Source organism: Shewanella sp. DNRA4, from assembly GCF_012843185.1.
In the GTDB taxonomy this organism is placed as follows: Bacteria; Pseudomonadota; Gammaproteobacteria; order Enterobacterales; family Shewanellaceae; genus Shewanella; species Shewanella xiamenensis.
This window is the reverse complement of the sequence record NZ_JABAIP010000008.1, coordinates 189307-206945: the sequence shown is the minus strand read 5'-3', so window position 1 is coordinate 206945 and position 17639 is coordinate 189307. Positions and strand designations below refer to the sequence as shown.

Annotated in this window: 21 protein-coding genes; 9 read left to right on the top strand and 12 right to left on the bottom strand. The window is 42.4% G+C overall.

The annotated features are described in order from the left end of the window. Nucleotides 1-24: 24 nt before the first annotated feature. Complete coding sequence (yciH, locus tag HG547_RS10820; RefSeq protein WP_047533731.1) at nucleotides 25-354, bottom strand: stress response translation initiation inhibitor YciH; 330 nt, start codon at nucleotides 352-354, stop codon at nucleotides 25-27. Between the two features lie 162 nt (nucleotides 355-516). Next, entirely contained in the window at nucleotides 517-831 is a 315-nt protein-coding gene (locus HG547_RS10815) for a hypothetical protein (RefSeq protein WP_169547841.1), read from the bottom strand. Nucleotides 832-1009: 178 nt separating this feature from the next. On the opposite strand from HG547_RS10815, the gene HG547_RS10810 reads away from it, so the two are divergent. Together HG547_RS10810 and HG547_RS10805 are read left to right on the top strand one after the other, a co-directional pair. Then, nucleotides 1010-1570, top strand: a complete 561-nt coding sequence (locus HG547_RS10810) for a DUF4136 domain-containing protein (RefSeq protein WP_037420751.1) — start codon at nucleotides 1010-1012, stop codon at nucleotides 1568-1570. A gap of 353 nt (nucleotides 1571-1923) precedes the next feature. After that, nucleotides 1924-2565 carry a trimeric intracellular cation channel family protein gene (locus HG547_RS10805; RefSeq protein WP_169547840.1) on the top strand — a complete coding sequence of 214 codons (642 nt, stop codon included), beginning with the start codon at nucleotides 1924-1926 and terminating at the stop codon, nucleotides 2563-2565. Between the two features lie 38 nt (nucleotides 2566-2603). Here HG547_RS10805 and tpx read toward each other — a convergent pair whose 3' ends face one another. The 3 genes from tpx to HG547_RS10790 form a co-directional block, all read right to left on the bottom strand. Beyond that, the gene (tpx, locus tag HG547_RS10800; RefSeq protein WP_037429419.1) at nucleotides 2604-3194 is read right to left on the bottom strand and encodes a thiol peroxidase; all 591 of its coding nucleotides are present in this window, start codon (nucleotides 3192-3194) and stop codon (nucleotides 2604-2606) included. 110 nt (nucleotides 3195-3304) lie between these two features. Then, the gene (locus tag HG547_RS10795; protein WP_037420742.1) at nucleotides 3305-4132 is read right to left on the bottom strand and encodes a mechanosensitive ion channel domain-containing protein; all 828 of its coding nucleotides are present in this window, start codon (nucleotides 4130-4132) and stop codon (nucleotides 3305-3307) included. 31 nt (nucleotides 4133-4163) lie between these two features. Continuing rightward, the gene (locus HG547_RS10790; RefSeq protein ID WP_069453278.1) at nucleotides 4164-4739 is read right to left on the bottom strand and encodes an OmpA family protein; all 576 of its coding nucleotides are present in this window, start codon (nucleotides 4737-4739) and stop codon (nucleotides 4164-4166) included. 299 nt (nucleotides 4740-5038) lie between these two features. Between HG547_RS10790 and ltaE the strand changes: the two genes are divergently transcribed. Both ltaE and HG547_RS10780 read left to right on the top strand, forming a co-directional pair. Next, nucleotides 5039-6052 (top strand): low-specificity L-threonine aldolase, encoded by a 1014-nt coding sequence (gene ltaE, locus HG547_RS10785; RefSeq protein WP_169547839.1) that lies wholly within the window; start codon nucleotides 5039-5041, stop codon nucleotides 6050-6052. Between the two features lie 162 nt (nucleotides 6053-6214). Beyond that, nucleotides 6215-7678: an HDOD domain-containing protein gene (locus HG547_RS10780; protein ID WP_169547838.1), complete on the top strand. Its 1464-nt coding sequence runs from the start codon at nucleotides 6215-6217 to the stop codon at nucleotides 7676-7678. A 4-nt stretch (nucleotides 7679-7682) separates the two neighbouring features. Here HG547_RS10780 and HG547_RS10775 read toward each other — a convergent pair whose 3' ends face one another. From HG547_RS10775 to HG547_RS10750, 6 genes are all read right to left on the bottom strand, one after another. Beyond that, complete coding sequence (locus HG547_RS10775; RefSeq protein WP_081990944.1) at nucleotides 7683-8174, bottom strand: nuclear transport factor 2 family protein; 492 nt, start codon at nucleotides 8172-8174, stop codon at nucleotides 7683-7685. A gap of 116 nt (nucleotides 8175-8290) precedes the next feature. After that, nucleotides 8291-9115 (bottom strand): M90 family metallopeptidase, encoded by an 825-nt coding sequence (locus HG547_RS10770; RefSeq protein WP_169547837.1) that lies wholly within the window; start codon nucleotides 9113-9115, stop codon nucleotides 8291-8293. 122 nt (nucleotides 9116-9237) lie between these two features. After that, on the bottom strand, nucleotides 9238-10962 hold the full coding sequence (locus tag HG547_RS10765; RefSeq protein WP_069453274.1) for a GGDEF domain-containing protein: 1725 nt from the start codon (nucleotides 10960-10962) through the stop codon (nucleotides 9238-9240). Next, nucleotides 10959-12386 (bottom strand): extracellular solute-binding protein, encoded by a 1428-nt coding sequence (locus HG547_RS10760; RefSeq protein ID WP_224022134.1) that lies wholly within the window; start codon nucleotides 12384-12386, stop codon nucleotides 10959-10961. The genes HG547_RS10765 and HG547_RS10760 overlap by 4 nt, the downstream gene beginning before the upstream one ends. A 200-nt stretch (nucleotides 12387-12586) precedes the next feature. Continuing rightward, nucleotides 12587-13024 carry a hypothetical protein gene (locus HG547_RS10755; RefSeq protein ID WP_037429410.1) on the bottom strand — a complete coding sequence of 146 codons (438 nt, stop codon included), beginning with the start codon at nucleotides 13022-13024 and terminating at the stop codon, nucleotides 12587-12589. Next, nucleotides 12984-13766: an AAA family ATPase gene (locus tag HG547_RS10750; RefSeq protein WP_140907521.1), complete on the bottom strand. Its 783-nt coding sequence runs from the start codon at nucleotides 13764-13766 to the stop codon at nucleotides 12984-12986. The genes HG547_RS10755 and HG547_RS10750 overlap by 41 nt, the downstream gene beginning before the upstream one ends. Nucleotides 13767-14299: 533 nt before the next feature. On the opposite strand from HG547_RS10750, the gene HG547_RS10745 reads away from it, so the two are divergent. The 5 genes from HG547_RS10745 (at nucleotide 14300) to HG547_RS10725 (ending at nucleotide 16830) form a co-directional block, all read left to right on the top strand. Next, nucleotides 14300-14758 carry a GNAT family N-acetyltransferase gene (locus HG547_RS10745; RefSeq protein ID WP_037429408.1) on the top strand — a complete coding sequence of 153 codons (459 nt, stop codon included), beginning with the start codon at nucleotides 14300-14302 and terminating at the stop codon, nucleotides 14756-14758. 148 nt (nucleotides 14759-14906) lie between these two features. Further along, nucleotides 14907-15116, top strand: a complete 210-nt coding sequence (locus HG547_RS10740) for a DUF3820 family protein (protein WP_011622004.1) — start codon at nucleotides 14907-14909, stop codon at nucleotides 15114-15116. Between the two features lie 127 nt (nucleotides 15117-15243). Then, on the top strand, nucleotides 15244-15546 hold the full coding sequence (locus HG547_RS10735) for a hypothetical protein (protein ID WP_011622005.1): 303 nt from the start codon (nucleotides 15244-15246) through the stop codon (nucleotides 15544-15546). A 174-nt stretch (nucleotides 15547-15720) separates the two neighbouring features. Further along, a complete protein-coding gene (locus HG547_RS10730; RefSeq protein ID WP_224021810.1) occupies nucleotides 15721-16236 on the top strand; it encodes a GNAT family N-acetyltransferase in 516 nt (171 codons plus the stop codon). A 63-nt stretch (nucleotides 16237-16299) separates the two neighbouring features. Then, on the top strand, nucleotides 16300-16830 hold the full coding sequence (locus HG547_RS10725; RefSeq protein ID WP_169547835.1) for a GNAT family N-acetyltransferase: 531 nt from the start codon (nucleotides 16300-16302) through the stop codon (nucleotides 16828-16830). A gap of 104 nt (nucleotides 16831-16934) precedes the next feature. Here HG547_RS10725 and HG547_RS10720 read toward each other — a convergent pair whose 3' ends face one another. Then, nucleotides 16935-17630 (bottom strand): pirin family protein, encoded by a 696-nt coding sequence (locus tag HG547_RS10720; protein WP_169547834.1) that lies wholly within the window; start codon nucleotides 17628-17630, stop codon nucleotides 16935-16937. Nucleotides 17631-17639 lie beyond the last annotated feature (9 nt).

Below are 17639 nucleotides of genomic sequence, written 5' to 3'. Positions count from 1 at the left end.
CCAGCTACTTAGGATCGTGGCGTATCAACCGCCGGCTAATTTGACTTTATAGTTTTGTTTTTCAAGCAACTGTTTGAGTAGTTCACGGTTATCGGTTTGCACTTCGATCGTGAAATCTTTAACCGTCCCACCACAACCACATTGTTTTTTAAGTGTTTGTGCTAGTGCTTTTAAGCCAGCATCGTCAAGCCCTAGGCCTGAAATGACCGAGACACCTTTACCTTTACGGCCTTTGCTGTCTCTGTGGATACGCACAATGCCATCGGATGCGGGGAGTGCTTTTGCTTCTGGTTCGGCAGTAATGCGACCTTTATCAGTGCTGTATACTAAGGAAACGTTGGGATCTACTCTCATAAGTCATCTTTTATCTGAATGTAAACTGCTTAAGTCTATCAAATTCATTATGCTTCGTGGAGGTAAAAAGTAGAGGTAAAAAAAGGCCACAGACAGAGACTGAAAGTGGCCGAAGGTAAATGCTAGCTCTTTGCAGGGAAGTAGCATGTTTTCAAACGGAATTTATAGATGTTGCAAAACCATAGCGATTAATGCCAATGCGGTGAGTAGGGCGCAGGGCATAATAAAACGATGTAATTTGGGAAGTGCAATTAAACAGGCTGTGGAAACAAAACCAAATGCGGCAATTGTGGTGTAGTCTGCACCATTTGATACAGCTTCGAATATCAGCCAACTCATTACAATCAAAGGCAAAAACAATAACATCATCGGGAGATGAGGCGTGAGTTTATTGTTATTGGTGTCGATTGAGGCTTTTTGTGGCGCTAGCCAGAAAATTGCTGATGCAACAATCAATGCGCTAATGAACCAGTACATGTTATTTATCCCTTAATCGCTTTAAGTGATAATCATTATCATTTAAAGCGGTTGCTGAAGTCAAGCTGAATAACGCTCTGCTTTTCATTATATTGAGTTGTAGAATCGGCCATTGCTCTGTAAGCTAAATTTATTTATCGGCTCATTTGTGTTCTTTACGAAATCCAAGGAAATCACCATGAAAAATTTTATCGTAGGGTTAGCAGTGCTGGCCTTGAGTGCTTGTAGTTCTCTTAAGTCTGGTTGGGACTATGATCCCAGTGCCAATTTCTCTCAATACAAAACCTATGCTTGGGTAGCACAAAAGACCGATGCTTCAGGTTATCATCTCGATGGTCTGATGGATCAGCGAGTGCGTGATGCAGTTAATGCACAACTTTCTGCTAAGGGCATGACGTTAGTCGATGCAAAAGACGCTGATGTCCTAGTTAACTATCTGACTAAAATCGACAAAAAGATTAATGTAGATACTTTCAATACCAACTTTGGCTATAACCCTTACTATGGTCCTGGTTGGGGATGGGGTGGCAACATGCAAACTCAAACCACGGTGAGAGAATACGAAGTTGGTACGTTGATCATTGATTTAGTTGATAATAAAACAGCTAAGTTAATATGGCGTGGTTCGGTGGCTGACACCATTCGTGATAAAAATACTCCTTCTGAAAGAGTCCAGCTCATCAATGACGCTGTTGGAAGTGTCATGGCGAATTATCCTCCGAAACCTGAAAACAAATAATTTACTTTTAGTCTAAAAAAGCGGCTATTAGGCCGCTTTTTTGTGGCCAAAATTTAGGCTTGAATGACGTGATGTTGAGTTTTCTACAAAATTTCAAAGTTTAATTGATTATGCTTTATTAAAACTTATCAAAAAATAAGCTTAATTGAATGTGGTGGACTGCTATCTATTAGTTAATTTATTGTTATTTAAGGATTGTGGCGTAGCGTGATATTGAAAGTTAGAAATGACTAATGCATAAATGGTATCAATAGATTAAATATTCTAATGACAAAATTTAAATAATCTCATTATCCAGCCCGTGGATTATCAGGCAAAATCCGTTTTTTATGCATGGGTAATAAGTAGTTTAAATGCAAGAAGCGCAATTTATCGGATTATTATGGCTGATTGGGATTTTGGCTGAGGCCATGACTGGGGCATTAGCAGCTGGCCGTAAGCAGATGGATTTATTCGGCGTAGTCATTATCGGTTGTGCTACCGCTATTGGTGGCGGCACCTTACGAGATATGTTACTTGGAAATTACCCTTTGATTTGGGTCGAGAATGTCCACTATCTAATTGCGATTGCATTTGCATCTTTGTTAACTGTCGCGATTGCGCCAGTTATGCGTTATTTGTCTAAGCTGTTTTTGGCAATCGATGCCTTAGGCTTAGCTGTGTTCTCAATTGTTGGCGCGCAAAAGACCCTGATGCTTGGTTTTAGTCCAACTATTGCGGCCGTTATGGGATTGGTTACCGGTGTTTTTGGTGGGGTTATTCGCGATATTCTTTGTAATCAAGTGCCTTTGATTTTTAAGAAAGAGCTCTATGCGGTAATCTCACTCTTTACGGCGGGGTTATATATCACGCTAAAAGCCTATCAATTGGCTGAGTGGGTTAATCTATTAATTTGCTTAAGTTTTGGATTTAGCTGGCGGATGTTAGCATTACGCTATCATTGGTCTATGCCTACCTTCGACTATCAAGCCAATGGTGACCAACATACGCACTAGTAAAAAATAGGGCATTAAATGCCCTATTTTTATGCTTATTACTGTGCTTGAATGGTTTTTAGCGCCTCTAGCGCGGCATCATAGTTTGGATGCTGGGCAATGTTGGGTACTAATTCTTGGTACTTGAGTTTACCTTCGGCATCGACGATGAAAATCGCCCGTGCAAGTAAGCCATAATCTTCAATTAACAGACCATACTTCTCGCCAAAATCACGCCAAACAGAATCTGATAACACTTTAATATTTTCGACATTCTCAACTTTACAAAAACGTTTTTGCGCGAAAGGTAAATCCGTGCTGATGGTTAGCATGACGACATCATCAGAAAAGTGGCTGACCTCACTATTAAAGCGTTTAGTTTGTAACGCACAAACACCCGTATCCAAGCTAGGCACTGCACTAATCAGGATGGTTTTTCCCTTAAAGTCGGTTAAGTTGATTGGATTGAATTTATCATCAACGACTTTAAATCTTGGGGCCATTTGCTCAAGTTGAGGTAATTTTCCTTCTAGGGTGACAGTCTTTTCACCCATCATTACTTGGGTTTTATTGCTAGCAATCGCCATAGGGCTGAGCAGCATTAAACTAAAAACACAGCCAGCGGCCAGAAATGAAACATACTTTGGCATATTCTCTCTCTTACTCAGATATGTGTGCATATTCGGTTAAGGTACGCCAAAATCCGACTTATCACCATAAAAAAGGCCGGTTTTCACCGGCCTTCTAATATCACTGCTGATTATTTGCTCTCGGGCAGTTGTTTTACATGAATATCCATTTGTGGAAATGGAATTTCAATATTGGCTGCATCAAGCGCATTTTTGATTTGTTCTAAAATCTCGAAACGAGCTGTCCAGTAATCCGCCGTTTTTACCCAAGGACGAACTACAAAGTTGATTGAAGAATTTGCTAGTTCAGACAGACCCACGGTGTAACCCGGTTCTTTCAGCACATATTGGTTGTTATCTAAAATCTCGGTTAAAACTTTTTTAGTCTGGGCAATATCCGCAGAATAAGACACGCCAATGACTAAATCGATACGACGATTTTCTAAGGCTGAGTAGTTGGTGATCGTGCCATTCATGATTGAAGAGTTGGGCGCAACGATAACCTTATTATCTGGCGTGCGTAATTTAGTTGAGAAAATGGTGATTTCATCAACAGTGCCAGCAATACCAGCAGCTTCAATATAGTCACCCACGCGACATGGGCGGAATAACACCATTAACACGCCTGAAGCAAAGTTAGATAATGATCCTTGCAGCGCTAAACCTATCGCTAAACCGGCGGCACCGATAACCGCGACTAAAGATGCGGTTTGCACACCAATTTGGCCTAAGGTGGCGATAATGGTGAAGACAAACACAACAGCCCACGATAAGTTGGCTACAAAAGAGACCACCGTTGGATCAACTTTGCGGCTGTTGAGTAGCTTTCGCACTACCTTTTGCGCAACGCCGGAAAAATATTTACCGACAAAAAAGATAACAAGGGCAAATAAGATCTTCACTCCATAGGTCATGATCAGATCTGGAGCCTGCTTTAATAAGCCTTCAAGGTTTTCCATTAAATTACTCCCTAAAAATACGCTAACAAAACTACTTATTATTGACGAAAAATTGTACTCGTCTATTTAATCTGCGACCTTCGCTAGAACGATTATCTGCTACTGGTTCAGATATACCTTTACCGACAACGGTAAAGCGATTTGGGTTGAATCCATAGTCTTCAACCAAAATTTGTTTCACATTTTGCGCACGTTGAAGTGATAACTGATAATTAAACTCAGGTGTGCCGACAATATCTGTGTGCCCAACCAAGATTAAATGAACATCAGTATTTGACTCTAAAAATGCTTTGACTAAGGCTAATGCTTTCCACTGCGATAAATCTACCTCTGCTATCGCAAACTCAAAATACACAATGGCTGTCTCAATATGATGACAATCAGGAGCTGAATAGGTGCTGGGGTCATTGAGATTACATTGAATATTAGTGGCCGTGGCTTCGACTTCATAAACACAGCCATTTGCCATCACCGTAGTGTTAGCGGTTGTGTTGGGGCAGGCATCTTTAATATCGGGCACGCCATCTTGATCTGTATCCTGCCACGCATAAGCTGGTAGCATTAGGGTTAAACTCAATGCTAAAGAGGCTAGTTTAATCCATTGCATTACGGATATATTCACCACAAATCACCTTATGTTTAATATCTAGCAGTCAAAATCACTAGGAGATTGGCATTGCTTTAGCATGAGCATCCTAGTTGGCTATTGTAGCTTTTAAACGTTATAACGCCAAGTTTTGCCATTTATTCGATATAAATCAATTATATCAGATTAAATTTTGCATTAGGTTGTATGTTTTATCGGCAGCTATGTCAGGAAGCTATACAATTTTTTCCTTTAAGGCTAGAGTCGCTAGGCGTGTTTGATATGCGCATAGGGGATAGGCAGAAGAAGTTGAGGACAAAATGATAGATTTACGCAGTGATACTGTAACCCAGCCTACTGAGGCAATGCGTTTAGCCATGTCGAGGGCTGAAGTGGGTGATGATGTTTATGGTGATGATCCGAGCGTTAACCGTTTACAGGACATGGCCGCCGAGATGTTTGGTTTTGAGGGAGCACTTTTTACGGCATCTGGCACCCAAGCCAATCTACTGGCTTTGATGTCGCATTGTGAGCGCGGGGATGAATATCTATGCGGTCAGCAAGCTCATAACTATAAATTTGAAGGTGGTGGTGCGGCGGTGTTAGGTAGTATTCAACCACAACCGCTATTAAATCAATTAGATGGGACTATTGCTCTTAGCGAAATTGAAGCGGCAATCAAGCCTGATGATATTCATTTTGCCCGAACGCGCTTGCTGAGTTTGGAAAATACTATCGGGGGGAAAGTGTTGCCCCAAACCTATCTTGCCAATGCGCAGGCACTGGCTTTTCAGCGCGGTTTAAAAATTCATTTAGATGGTGCAAGAGTGGCTAATGCCGCAGTGGCACAAGGGATCGCTATTGCTGATATCGCCGTACACTTTGATTCCGTTTCGATCTGTTTATCAAAGGGATTATGCGCGCCAGTCGGATCGTTACTCTTAGGCGATGAACGCCTCATTAAAAAAGCGACGCGTTGGCGAAAAATGCTTGGTGGCGGTATGCGTCAAGCTGGGATTCTAGCAGCTGCGGGGGAGTTAGCTCTAACTGCGCAAGTTGAAAGATTGGCAGATGATCATCAAAACGCTGCATATCTGGCCCAACAGTTAAGCCTATTAGACGAGTTTGAAATTGACTTGCCATCCGTTCAAACCAATATGGTGTTTGCAACCTTAGCTTCTCATATCGATGAACAGTCCTTAGCGCAACGCTGTCGTAATGAGGGCATTTTGATTAGTCCTGGGCGTACCATACGTTTTGTTACCCATAAAGATGTCTCGCGCCAGGATATTGATAAAGTACTGCGGGTTTTTAAATTACATCTGCAGGCGTAATTGATTAAAGTCCAAGTTAAACCTTGGGCTTTTCTTTGTTTTCAGTTCAGCCTATTGCGGATTTAAAAATCAATCGTTGAATTGTGAACCAGATGCAAGGCGAATTTTTTAAGCCTATCTATACTAAAAACAATAACATTAAACCATCAAGGGAAAGCTAGGTTGAAACCTAATAATACTAATAAAGGGGTTGATTATTGGACAAAACGGATAAGTGAGTTGGAAATGCCAGCGCTTTGTTCCACCGTCCAAACGTTAGAAAAGCTTGCCAAGGATGACGTTTCTTCACTTGCCTTATTAGGGCGTAGCGTGATGCATGATAACGCCCTCACATCACGTATTTTACGGGTCGCAAATAGCGCTATTTACCATAAGGGCAGTACGCAAATTTCTACTGTAAGCCGAGCCGCTATTGTGCTTGGTTTTGATGCAGTTCGTAATATTTGTATCACTGCACAATTATTATCTAGCTTGTTAGAAAGTAAAAACCTCTCGCCTTCAGTATATCAAAGATTAATCAAATTAATGGCTAAGGCATTTCAAGCTGCCATGTTAACTCGGATGATGCTGAGTCATTATGATGATGATATTCAAGAGGAGGCCTTTATAGCCTGTTTGCTTTTTCATATTGGTGAGAGTGCGTTTTGGAGTATCGGGGGAGAATTTACCGAAACCCTCGATAGCCAATTAACGAAATGTGAAACTCCAGCAGAAGAGCGAACTCTTATTCGTGAATCATTAGGTACCTCTTTTTCACAGCTAACCCAGAGTATTGCTCGCCATTGGGGATTGGGGGAGTTATTGATCCAAGCGGTAAATAATCCCGATGACTCTCGTCCTGAAATACGCTGTATATTTTTAGCGGATAAACTTTGCGAAACGCTCTCAGTGGCGATACCAGATCAGATCGATCTTGAGAAATTTATAACTCAAGCGGCTAACTTTACCGGGCTGGATGAGAGTGAATTTACCTTAAGAATGCAGCGTTGTACCAAGGCGACCCATAAATTAGCTGAAGCCTATGGCGCTAAAGTGTTGATTGACTATCTACCTGATCCCAAGAGGCTCGATAAGCTTGAGTCTCGTTTGCCTGAAGTAGAACTACCGATTTTTGCTGCCAATTTAAATATCCAATTAGCTAAACTGCGTGAGCTTACCGCTTTTGCAATCAATAAAGCCGATTTTAATCAAATCATGCAAACCGTACTTGAGGGTATTTTAGAGGGGGTTGGAGTTGATCGCTGTGGTGTGTTGCTGTTGTCTCCTAGCCGTAAACAGCTACAGCCAAGGATTATGCTTGGCAGAGATGCAGAGGAAATGAAGCGATTATTTATTATCGAACTTGGAGATAAGAAGGGGTTATTTCCAATGGCGATGGAGCATAAGGAGTCACTTTGGGTTGATAATCCGAGTGCCAAAAAATGGCAAGAACAATGTCGTGAGTTGAAAGTGCAATTGCCAGAGTCGGGTTTTTTAGTGGCACCCTTGTTGGTGGATAATAAAGTGATCGGCTTTTATTATGCAGATAGAGGACCATCTGAGAGGTGTTTTACAGAAGTGGATTTTCAAGCTTTCATCCACTTCTCACAGCTGGCAAATGTGTGTTTTACCGTGTCCTTAAAATAACGATTTACTGTGCTTTTTTAATTTCAGCAGTGATTTTTTTCGCTATACCATTGGGGATGGGAAAACTTAAATGATATTGAGCTATTTTCCATTCTCCATTGGTTTTGATTAATGTTCCTGTACCACGACTCACGCCATAACTCGGACTATTGAGCAGTTCGTCGAACAGAATTACATCACCATGCTGCACTAAATGGCGCGAAGTTAAATCGTAGCGCCAGCCTTTTGTGGGACGGGAATAGTGTTCAAATTCTGCCATTCCCCAGCGCTCATTCGCATCTGTTCCGATAAAAATCCCATCCTGACGATACAGTGAAAAATATTTATCCCAATCGGCACTACTGGAATATTGATTCAATTGATCAAGTACTTGAGCTGCGGCTTGTTCATCGGCAGATGGGACTGATATGCCGCTTGTTGCTGGTATGATGGCATTATTATCATTAGCATGGTTATTCGAGCTGAAGAGTAACGCTACCACAACAAGAATGAACATAGTGGTACAGAATCGACTTGAATTTTGCCGAGTGGCATTATGCGAAGTGGCTGAAAGATGTTTGTATTTAGCTATTGTCATAGGGTATTCCTTGTGTTTATTACTTTGTAATGACATCAGTGCCAATTGAGCGGATCGACTTGATAGAAATGACTTAACTCTCGATAAAGTGCTGGATGTTCTTGGTTGAGTTCTGCTGGTTTTTCAAAAAAAACTTCGGTCGCTACGGCAAAAAATTCTGCTGGGTTGGTAGCCCCGTAGCCATTAAATAGGGCTGGTTTACCGACGGCAGTATCTTCAACTAGTTCATTAAATGCTTGATTAAATACGCTTGACCAAGACAGATAATCTTGGCCACGAGCTAAAATTGGGGCGCCATTGGCGTGGCCATCCTCTTGATCTAATTGATGGGCAAACTCATGGATGACAACATTGTTGCCATCGTGTGGATTGGCAGCGCCTTCAAGCGTATTTTTCCATGAAAGTATTACTTGTCCCTGTTCCCATGATTCTCCAGCGAGTACGTTACGTTGCTCCCTGATTAAGCCTGATGGATCTTGTCGTTGGCTGTCGACTATAAATGCATCGGGGTAGACCAAAATTTGTCTTAGTTTAGGGTAGAAATCGGTCTTGCGATTAAGTAGCAGTAGGCATGCTTGGGCAGCAATAGTGACTCGAATTTCATCGGTTATGAGTAAACCATCGCAGCCAACAAAATGCTTTTCATCTAAAAATACCTGAATATGACGTTTAAGTTGCAATTGAAGATCTGCAGGTAATGCATGAAAAAATGGAAGTCTTCTTTTTAGTATTGCTCGCCAAGTCTTTGGAAAGGGGCTTGCCATCACTTGTTTACGATGGAAGTTTTTGCGCCAACGACTGGAGGCCAACCAAGCAATCGCACTGAGGCCAAATATTAGAATCGTTAAACTGGCGAGCATAGTCCCTCAGTGTGGTATTGATGTCAGTTATATTAGCTAATGGGGATTGAGTGTACTGAACTCAATCCTTTGGTTAAAAATAAAACGCTTTCAGTGAGTGGCTTAATGCGGGATGAGTGGTATTAGTGAGCGCCAATGAAGACTTCTGTGCGATTTCGCCCTGCTAGTTTGGCACGATAGAGCGCCTCATCAACATGGCTTATCAGCTTGTTTGCATCGAGTAATTGCGGAGGTTGCCAGCAGGCAATTCCTAAGCTAATGGTGACAATCCCCATGTTTGATGAGCCTTGATGGGGAATATGCAAGTCTATAATGGTTTCGCGCAGATGTTCGGCAATTTTGTAAGCATCTTCAATATGGCTTGAGGGCAAGAGTAACATAAATTCTTCACCACCATAGCGAGCTAGAATATCTGTGGGACGTTGTAGAATTGCTTTGGTGGCCTCGACGATCTGTTTTAAGCATTGATCACCGACAACATGGCCATATTGATCATTAAATTCCTTAAAGTGATCTAAATCGAACATCACAATACTCAATGGCATATTATGATCGTTGGCGTAACTCAATTCTTTTAGTATTTGGCTATCTAAATAGCGGCGATTATAGCATCCAGTGAGTCCATCGGTTTCTGCCATCGCTTTAACTTGAGCTGCGTAGGTTTTTAGGGTTTCAAGTGAACTCACCATTTGTTGCAGTTCAAGGTTATCGGTAATCGGCATTTGGGTATCGAGTTTTTCATTGGCGATGGCATTCATTGCATCACGAGTCTCAATCACGGGTTTAATAATACCTTTAGCAATAAAGTGCCAACTGGTGAGCCAGATAAAAAAGCAATAAAGAATACCTCCACAAAAGATGAGGATGACAAACGAGGTACTATCACTCTTGAGATCGGTGCCTGCGATCTGAATTTCATCTTCAACATGGTTGACTAACTCTTGGGTGAAGGTTGCTATTTGCCTCGCTGCACTGGCTTGATAGCCAAAATGAGCATTGGCTATTTGAGTACTTTTTAAGGCATTACGGGATAGCTCAAATAAGTTGTCATTGCCAACCATGTTTTGTTTTATTTGCGATAACCAGTTGAGATAAATTGTATTACTCGAATGCATAGACGCGACGATATTTTCCATTTGAATAAGTCGTCGCATCGCTTCCCGTTGAAGGTGATTTAACGTCGCTATATTTTGGGTATTTTTTACTTCATCTAATAACACAAACAGGTGCTCACCTTGGTGCAGGTATTCCGAAATAGCTTGATGTTCTATCTGATTGTCGGTAATTCCACTGAGATCTTTATGGTCAACTAATAGAGCGAATCGTTCATGGGTCTGATTCAGTTGAGTCTGCATTTCATCAGAAAATGCTGATGACATACCGGCCAAATTTGTTTGAATATTTTGTGCCTGTAACTTTGCCTGTAAAGCACTGTCCGTAAGCGTATTGAGCAATGGGAGTTGTTGCTGATAATAAAGCTGAGTATCAATCGTTGTGTTTAGGGCTTGATACATCTCGGGAGTGGTTTCAAGACTTAGTAATACTTTTGTATCTTTTAACAAATGCTCCCATTGATTAGTTAACTCTGAAAGTAGGGACAGTCGTTGTTGCTCAGTATCATAGTGGTTTAATTCTGTGGTGATAATTTGCAACCTTTCACTGTTTTTCGCTAGTTGCAGCGCAGTGGTGACTTTCACGACATCACTATTTACCAGTTGCTCAATTTCAGTTCTCAATTGTTGTGACAATAGGATAGCGATAATGCCATTGAGTAACGCCATGCCGAGAATAATATAGAAGGCTAGCGTAATTTTCTGTTTAAGACTGGTCAGTCGTTTTGAGTTCATTTGTTTTTCTTGTCGATTGCAGGGACTTCCCCGTAGGTGTTCTGCAAATGTTTAATTTTGGTGCTTAACTCAATAAAAATATCTGTACTATTGGCTTCATGCTGGCTTGCGGCATAACAAGCATGACTTAATTCTGGATAAATCTGCCCCATTGCTGTAGTGGTAAAGTGTCCTACTTCCAATACTTTAGTCGACCAGAACAAGTTAGCAATGTGGCTTGCCTCAAATGCACCAGCAACAGACCTTTTTGAAGCTTGTTTAAATTCGGGAGCCGTAACGACATCCATTCGGCATGGATTTCCGCCGCCAAGCGCATAGGCATATTGGGCTTCAAAAGTGCCCATATATTTGAGTAACCAATAGGCGGCTTGTGGATTTTTACTGTCGTAGCTCACCGCAAAGGCATAGGCACCATTGTAAGGAGTTCCTCCGGGGACTTGAGATACCCCAAGTCGAGCACCAGGTATATTGGCTTCAACTTTAAAAGAGGCTGGCCAAAGGTTGTTATAGGCAAAGGGCCATATGGCTACCTGTCCCGTCGCCATAGCATTCGCGGCTTCATTAAAGGCAAACTTATCATCAGCAGGATAGGCATAGGGCATTAGTTTGCGATAGATTATTCCAGCGGTAATTGCCTGTTGATTGACACTCGGAACTTCAAAGTGAGTCAGTTTTTTTTGTTGATCATAAATAGGCCACATCCAAACGCCGCCTAAACTCCAAATAATGCTGGAAAACTCATCGTTAATATGGGGTTTATTACCCGACATCAACGCTAGGCCATAAAAGTTATGGGTCAATGGTTTGTCTGCAAGGAGTTCACCCGCTTTTCGCGTAAAGAAGACGGCTTGATCTTCTAATTCTTGAAAGTTGGTCGCGGGTTTGAGTGGGTAGCCAAACCGTTGTTGAAAATGAGACTGTTCGGTTTTATTTTCAAATAAATCGGCGCGGTAATGACTTCCCATTACGTAGTTATTATAGGGAATTGCGTGCAATTCTCCGTGGTAGGATAAAATATTCAGTAATGATGGATAGTAGGGTTCGAGGTAGCTTTCCATCGCTTTTTCACCATCGGGATCATAGAGTTTTGCTAATTCCAACAGGGGGACTGTATAGCCGTTTGCCGCCCATTCTTTTGCCCAGCCAGCCTCCATAGTGAGCAGATCGTATTTTCCTTCCCCCATTAATAATGCGTGGGTCTGAAGTTCGAACATGCTTTCAAGTTCGGTGCTAATCACATTGACTTTAACACCGGTTTTTTCGGTGAATTTGGGTAGCATTTGCTGGGTGAGATAGTCAGTCCAAAAGCCTTTTTCGGCAACTAAAGTGATTGGCGTTTTATTCGGCAAGGGGGGAATTTGATCCAAAGAAAACTCCGCTAAGGCGGGAGGTGCTAGCGTTAATCCCAGTCCGAATAATAGGATTGACAAACGTGTTAACAAGAATAACTCCTTAAATACTCGGGCTATTGATGCTAATCAATAGCATTAATCAGCTCAGCTGTACATTAAGGATAGATTTGTAAAAAAAATTGACTCAATTTTTTTATCGGTTTTTTAGACAAAAAAAGTCCGATGACCTAATTAATTCAGATCATCGGTAAAGGGTGGGAGATGGTGCGCAATTAAGCTTGTTTTATTTGCTGTTCGCGCATCTGCCTCAATGCGGTTGGCAAAGCATAATGTTGTTCAATTAAAAAACGGATCAATTTAGATTTAGAAATATCACTTTCCTCTGAGAGCGTTGCTAAATGGGCTATTGCCGCCTCACTCAGTGAAAATGTGGCTTTGCGGTAATGTGGCCGTTCGTCGTCAATCGTGGTATCAAGGGATCTTGATGCTGTTTGTGGTCGATGCAAAGTTACCACATTGGAAGTATCCAAGGTGACTTCAAGTGGTGATTCTTTCACTCGCTCCATCGCCGCCACTGAGTTGCCCGTGCTTGGAATATGACTTTCTCCCATAGCATAAAGGGTTGCGGCATCAATAAACTCATCGAGGGAGAGGGGCTGGACGCCTCCCCTAGATGGCATAGCGTTTTTCTTGAGGTCGCTGAGTCCCATATTGTCCTCTCAGATGATTCGGCTGAGGTTGATTGATAGCGGCACGATGCGCGGCTATTGGTGTGCTTGGTTTGAGTAAGGCCGTTAACGAGGCTGTGCAGTCCACTTGAAACATTTCACAGGCGATAGCACGGATTTCAGCTGCGGCTTTACCCTTTGGTTCTATCTCCATCACCGACAATCCAGACTCTTCACTGTCATCATAGATATTACGACTATAGGTAATTGCATCTAATACATTGATATCGTAGGTTTTACAGACCTCTTTAGCCTCTAAAATACGATTCGCTTGATTGGGAAGGTTGGGGCATTGCGTGATAACGAAAGACGCGTGTAATTTAGGGTTAATCATCTTACAAGTTGCGACGATATCATCCATATGACTCACGGTTTTTAAATCTCGGCGTTTGGGTCTGAGCGGCATTAATATATGCGATGCAACTGACATGGTTGCCCTTAATGCAAGATTATCCTGCCCACCACAATCAACGAGTACAAAGTCATAGTGTTGTTCTAAGCTCAGAAGATCGTTACGGATCTTGCCATAAAGTTGTACACAGTTAATGCTTGCCAGTTTCGGATTATTGTTTCTGGCTTGGATCCAATCCGATGTGGTTCGCTGTGGATCGCAATCCACCATGATGACAGAGGCACCACATTCGGTGGTGAGAAATACTGCGATATTTTGTGCGAGGCAACTCTTACCGCTGCCGCCTTTTTCGCCGCCGACTAACACTATCATGACGAGTTCCTCAATGCTTAGGCTATCACTTGGGCGGTAATATGTTGCTTATGGTTTTTTTACCGCACCTTGTTGTCATAAACGAATGTAAACCCTGTGTTAACGTTGGTCAATTATCTGATTTTTGACGTTTTTTTATAAAATGTCGCGTGATTAATATTTGACGCCACCATGTAATATGCCGTTAATTTGACTCTTTCTGCTAGCGGGATTACTTAGGCGATTTTGAATTTTAGTTATCTGATTATTAAGGTTTTTAGTGAATTTTTAACATCAATTGATTATGAATGTTTGTTCTCCATTGCGGCAATGATATTGAAATTAAGGCTTGGTATAGTTTACTTTGAACGTTTATTTTGATTTTTTATGCAAAAATATTATTAAAACATTGGCCTCTCACGACTACTTTTCAAACGAAAGTTGTCTTGCATAAAGCTTGAGTGTCATCAAATTGCCACCTTGTTGAGTTAGTCTTTCCCATTAATGCCGTCTAATCACCTTGATTTTTCTACCATTCGTGAAGGGATGCCCAAATGGATATTAAAATGTCAATGCCTATTGAATTTGAGCTGGTTGAAACTGCTCCTTTATTTCATGAGTTGCTGAATCTACGCGATGCGGCTGGGTATCCTTCTATCGGCGTTGAGATGGCTGATGGGCATCCGTTACAGCCTTTATATTGGGTATCTATTCGCTTAACGAGTGATCAGTCAAAAAATACCTGCGCGATAGTGGCAACAGCCTGCGTATATGGTGATAAGGCTAACCATCTGGCGATTGAGGATTTTATTGTTTTACCTGAGTATCGGCATGTGGGGCTGGCAAAAATAATGTTAGAGCGAGTCATGACTTTTGTTGATGAGCATGCGAGTCAAGGAACTTGTGTGAGCATTAACGCCCACGGAGAAGAAGAACGACTCTGTATTGAGTACGGTTTTGAGTATTCACATTGTGCGAATCTTGGACCGAATCTGCGTAAAATCTACGCTTGATGCCGTATCAACTCAGGGTAAGCCTGCGGTTTGCTCTGAGTTTATCCCCCCTTAGTCGTTCTCAGCTTGTATTAGCCATAGGCATTCATCGGGTATTAGGGTAGCATCCTCAATCTAGTTTTCTGTCTGAGTTCAAGCTAATACTGTCATGGATCAACAACAGCTTATCGATGCCGTAAATCAGGTCATGCCCTTTGGCAAATATGCTGGCCGCCGCTTACTCGAATTGCCTGAACCCTATCTTGTGTGGTTTCATCAACAAGGTTTTCCAAAGGGAAAATTAGGGGAGCAGTTAGCGCTGATTTATGAGGTAAAACTCAATGGCCTTGAGGGCATGTTAAAACCGCTATTGAAATGAGTTCCCTACTAAGCGATAAAAATCCTACTTTTGCGATAAGTGTTGTATTTCGTGATAGAGATTGGCGATTTATTACCTATGGCATGTTTTAATGCTGCATATTAGTAAAACACAAGGAACAAAAGGCATGATGGCAAAATTGGTAAAATTAGCTGCTGTAGCAACATTAGCGTTAGGTATGTCAAGTGCTTGGGCACAGGGCGTAGTTCATGAAGGTACTGTGGTTGATACTATGAATGGTGGCGGCTACACCTATGTTCAAATTAAAGAAGCTGACAACACGTTTTGGGCTGCAGGCCCAGAAGCTGAAGTCAAGAAAGGTGACAAAGTAGCTGTGGTTGAGCAAATGTGGATGAACCAGTTCACCAGCAAAACCTTAAACCGCACCTTCGACAAGCTGTTGTTTGTTGGTCAAATCGAGAAGAAATAATCGATGTCTTAGCAACATTCATGTTGTGATGAGTTCCTAAACCGCCTCGCCTTGTTCGAGGCGGTTTTGTTTTCAGCGGTGTTCGGCTTAAATAAATGTCAACGCTATCACTTCTCAATAAATAACTGCAAAATACGGCAAATACTCGCAATGATATTTGAGCATACCGTGTCAATGTCTAACCAAACTAACGAGAAAATTGAAGTCGTCGCTTATCAGCGTTGCTATGCAAGTGCGGTCAGTCAGCTTTTTCATCACTGTGTTCATCAAATACAGCATGAGCGTTATACTACTGCGCAGTTAAATGCCTGGTCACCCTCGCCCCGTTCCAGTAAACATTGGCATTTACGTTTAAGTCGTTCCCAAGCTTGGATTATTTTGGTGACAGATGCGCTGAGCTTAACTAAGATTTGTGCAGGTTTTATCAATGTTGAAACGGATTTTCGCCATAGGGGATATATCGATAGTTTGTATATTCATCCTAATTGGCAGCGCTGTGGACTCGGTGAACTGGCTATCAGACAGTTAGAACAATGGGCGAGGAAGCAAGGTTACAGCCAATTAAGTGCCGATGCGTCTTATCTTTCCCGTGGGCTGTTTATTAAACTCGGATTCGTCCAACAGCAACGCAGCTATCAACAAAAACTGGGCCAAGTGTTGCCGAGTTTTTATATGACTAAAAAACTGTAACTGAATGGGAATGCACAGCCTGTGTGCCCATTGGTCATGACTAACCCATAGGAGTGGACTCCAATGCAGATACGCTTATTTTCTCCTGCGGATGTGGCGCAGGTGGCGGCGGTATTTAACGCCAGTGTTATGGAGGGCGCACAGGAATATTACTCGCTGACAGAACGTTTAGCGTGGGCGCAAAATCAAGGTGAGGCACGCAGCGATACCTACTGGCTGGCCAAGTTAGAAGATACAACCACGTGGGTTGCACTTGAAGACGATAAGCTGGTTGGTTTTATCAGTTTAAGGTTGTGCCCCGATAAAGAGCTTGATTGCTTAGTCGGCGAAGTTGATTGTCTGTTTGTTCATCCTGAATATGGTCGTGCTGGTGTAGCGACACATTTATACTTGGCACTACTCGAAGAGGCGAAAAGGCTAAATCTTAAAAGACTCACAGTTGAAGCCTCCTATCAGGCGCGGCCTTTCTTTGAGAAACAGGGCTTTAATTGCATTCGCCGTAATGAACTACGCCGCTATCTCACCGCTGAAGACAAACAAAACGACAGGGCGCAGGTGTTAGTGAACTTTAGTTTGATCATGTCCTTATCATAGGTTTGCGCTTGAAGAGACTGTTCTGTTTTAGCCATACACCATACACAGAGTAATAAAAAACCGCCTCGTTTCCTTGGCGGTTTTTTATTGGTCAGTAAGCATCATCAGGCTAAGTCAAACACCAATGCTGTGACTGGGCTGTCAGTGGCGCTAAATCTAACCACTTCTTCGGCGGTGATATGCGCGCCATCTCCCGGGATGAGTACTTGGTCATTGACCTTAAGCGTACCTTCCACCAGTTGCACATAGAGCTGACGCTGCGGCTTGAGTTGCGGCATCTGCACTTGCTCTTGCGGTGCCAGCATTAGGCGATATAAGGTCGCATCCTGCTGCACTTTTAAGGTGCCATTTTCACCCGTTGGCGTGACCACGGCTGTGAGCGCCGAGGTTTGCTCGAAGGCTTTTTGCTGATAACCCGCATCAATGCCTAAGGTGTCTGGTTGGATCCAGATCTGCAAAAAGTGCAGTGGCTCAGTGTTTGATGCATTAAACTCGCTGTGATAAATCCCTTTACCGGCGGACATTAGCTGAAACTCACCCGCTGGTAAGGTCTTAATATTACCGAAGCTGTCCTTATGAGCTATGGTGCCTGAAATCACATAACTGATGATTTCCATGTCTTTATGGCCATGAGTTTCAAACCCCGAGTTCGGCGCGACTCTGTCATCATTAATTACTCGTAGGGAAGACACACCCATATGCCGCGGATCGTAGTAACTTGCGAACGAGAAGGTATGTTGACTCTTTAACCAGCCTAAGTCTGCCTGTCCTCGGTCCTGCGCTTTACGTATACGGATCATCGTTAACTC